Genomic DNA, 2,904 nt, shown 5'->3' on the forward strand with positions numbered 1-2,904 from the left:
TGGTGCTCTGCACCAACGCCGTCTACCACGGCTGGGACCGGGCCCGGCTGGCCGACCTGCGCACCCTCGCGCTGCGCACGCTCACCGGCTGAGCGCCGCCGCGCGCTCAGCGCAGCGGCTGCCAGCGGCCGCCGGTCAGCACCGCCAGCACCTCCTGGCTGCGGACCTGGCCCGGCCGCGGCCGGGCGGGGGCGGCGGCCAGCAGCGCGATGTCGTCCTCGGCCGGGTCGGGGGCGCCGGCCAGCACCGCGTCCAGCAGCCGGTCCGGGGCGGCCCCGGCGGGCAGCCGCAGGGCGGTGAGCCGCTCCAGCGAGCGGTCGATGTCCTCGTCCCGGCGCTCGACCAGGCCGTCGGTGAACAGCAGCAGGGTGTGGTCGGGCGGCAGCACCGCGATGCTCGGCACGTAGCCGTTCTGCCCGGTGCCGAGCGGCGGGCCGGGCTCCACCGGCAGCAGCGCCACCTCGCCGTTCGGGCGGACCACAGCGGGCGGCAGGTTGCCGGCGCTGGCGAAGCAGTAGCGGCCGCGGGCGGGTTCGGCGTACACCGCCAGGCAGGTGGAGGGGCGGTAGTCGTGCACGTCGCCGGCCAGGCCGTCCATCCGCGTCAGCAGGCGGTCGGCGGTCGGCTCCAGCAGCGCCATCGCGCGCAGCATCGCCTGGTAGTGGCTCATGTGGGCGGCGGCCTCGATGCCGTGGCCCATCACATCGCCGATGGCCAGCACGGTGCGGCCGTCGGGCAGCGCCACCGTCTCGTACCAGTCGCCGCCGACCAGGGCGCCGGTGCCGGCCGGGCGGTAGCGGAAGGCGACGGTGAGGTCGGGGTGCGGGGTGCCGGGTTCGGCGAGCATGGCGCGCTGCAGGTCGACGGCGACCGCGTGTTCGCGGCTGTAGCGGCGGGCGTTGTCGAGGGTGATGGCGGCGCGCACCGCGAGGTCCTGGGCGGCGACCGCGTCGTCCTCGTCGAAGCCCGGGGAGGGGTCGGCGCGCAGCAGGGTGACGGTGCCGATCCGGTGGCCGCGGGCAGTGAGCGGCACCACCATGCCGGAGTGGATGTCGATCGCCCGGATGTCGGCGATCCGCTCCGGGTTGGGGGCGGTGCGGCGCAGCTCGGCCTCGGTCAGCAGGTTCTCGATCACCGGTCGGCCCTCGGCCAGGCAGCGCGGCACGGCGGAGTCGGGCCGGTAGTCGACGTACTCGCCGCGCTCGCCGACCAGGCGGACCTGCTCCAGCAGCTCGGGCTTGGCGGCGATCGCGGTGCGCAGCAGCCGGCGGCCGCCGTCGGGGAGCGGGCGGGCGTGCCGGCTGTCGAGGTGCGGGAGCAGTTCGACGGTGGTGGCGTCGGCGAGGTGGTCGGTCAGGAAGGCGGCGAGCTCCCCGCAGGTGGTCTCGACGTCGAGGGTGGTGCCGATCCGGGTGGCGGCCTGGTCGAGCAGGGCGAGCCGGGCCCGGGCCTGTTCGAGTTCGTGCTGCTGCCGGTGGGCGGCGGTGACCTCCAGCAGGATGCCGACCAGGCCGACGGGCCGCCCGTCCTCCTCCAGCCGGTGGTAGGCGCCGTGCCAGTGCCGGAGGTGCTGCGGGGAGCCGGCCCGGGTGTGGCCGCTGGAGATGATCTCGCGGGGGCGGCCGTCGGCGAGCACGGCGCGCAGCAGGTCCTCGCGGGCGTCGAGGCCGGGCAGCAGTTCGCCGGCGGTGCGGCCGAGGTGGCTCTCGGCGGGGAGGCCGTTCATCACGGCCAGTGCCGGGTTGACGTAGCGGAAGCGCAGCCGGGTGTCGAGGACGGCGACGGCGGCGGGCGTGCCGTCCAGCAGCCGGCGCAGCGGCTGCGGCAGGTCGTTCCAGCGGGTGTCGGCCATGGCTGCGGCACCTCCTCGCCGGGCGCCCGGGCACTGTGACCAGTAAACACAGCGCGGGGGGCCGGGGCGATCCGGTACGCGGTGGGGCCGTGGCGGGGCTGTCACGGGCGGGTCCGCGAAGGGTGCGCGGGCGTCGGGAAGGTCACCCGAACGGGGTCGTCCGGTGTGCCCCGGCGGGTGGACGGGCCGAGGGTCGACACAGGTCCACTTCGGCCAAGGAGGTCCCATGAGCTCGTCCGTCGGCCCGACCCCGGCACCGCCCGGGTCACGCGGTTCACCGGCGCCGGGGCACAATCCCTGGGTGCCCGGGATGGTGCTGTTCGCCGGTGTGTTGATGCTGGTGACCGGTCTCTTGGAGTTGTTCCGCGGGATCATGGCGGTCGCGCGGGACGACATCTTCGTCACCACCCCCAACTACGTCTTCAAGTTCGACCTGACCTCATGGGGTTGGATCCACGTGGTGGTCGGCGCGCTGGTCGCGCTGACCGGCCTGTTCGTGATCAGAGGCCTGGCGTGGGCCCGGATCGCCGGTATCGTCATCGCCTCGGTGAGCGTGGTGGACTCCTTCCTCGCCATCCCCTACTACCCGCTGTGGTCAGTGGTGGTGATCGCACTGGACGTCTTCATCATCTGGGCGCTGTGCGCCTATCACGAGGCCTGAACCGCCGCGGCGCGACCTGAACCCTCGCGCCGCTGTACAACGGCCGGAGCCGGTGGCCCGCTCCTCCTGGGAGCGCGCCACCGGCTCAGCCCTGCCGCCGGCCGGGCGTCACTTGTTCAGCGCGGCGACACCGGCCTGGGCGAACTGCTCGTCCTGGTCGGCGCTGGGGGCGCCGGCCACGCCGACGGCCGCGATCGGGGCGCCCTTCAGCTGGACCGGGGCGCCGCCGCCGAGGAACAGCGTGCCGGGGATGTCCTTCAGGTTCGGGGCCTGGGCGAGGCGCTTGACCAGCTCGGAGGTCGGCGCGTTCCAGGACACCGCGGTGTAGGCCTTGCGCTCGGCGGACTCGAAGGACTGCGGGCCGGCGCCGTCGCCGCGCAGCTCGACGATC

At 74.8% G+C, this 2,904-nt stretch carries 3 protein-coding genes; 1 reads left to right on the plus strand and 2 read right to left on the minus strand.

Annotation, left to right across the window (positions count from 1 at the left end; genetic code table 11):
• Nucleotides 1-106: 106 nt before the first annotated feature.
• Nucleotides 107-1,852, minus strand: a complete 1,746-nt coding sequence (locus IEZ12_RS01050) for a SpoIIE family protein phosphatase (protein WP_189270320.1) — start codon at nucleotides 1,850-1,852, stop codon at nucleotides 107-109.
• 310 nt (nucleotides 1,853-2,162) lie between these two features.
• Here IEZ12_RS01050 and IEZ12_RS01055 point away from each other — a divergent pair, with 310 nt between their 5' ends.
• Nucleotides 2,163-2,513 (plus strand): DUF7144 family membrane protein, encoded by a 351-nt coding sequence (locus IEZ12_RS01055; RefSeq protein WP_100585856.1) that lies wholly within the window; start codon nucleotides 2,163-2,165, stop codon nucleotides 2,511-2,513.
• A gap of 108 nt (nucleotides 2,514-2,621) precedes the next feature.
• Here IEZ12_RS01055 and IEZ12_RS37485 read toward each other — a convergent pair.
• Nucleotides 2,622-2,904: GlcG/HbpS family heme-binding protein (locus IEZ12_RS37485; protein WP_229847127.1), on the minus strand; the 283-nt coding region annotated here is incomplete at its 5' end.

It is taken from the genome of Kitasatospora griseola, from assembly GCF_014648555.1.
Lineage (GTDB): Bacteria > Actinomycetota > Actinomycetes > Streptomycetales > Streptomycetaceae > Kitasatospora > Kitasatospora griseola.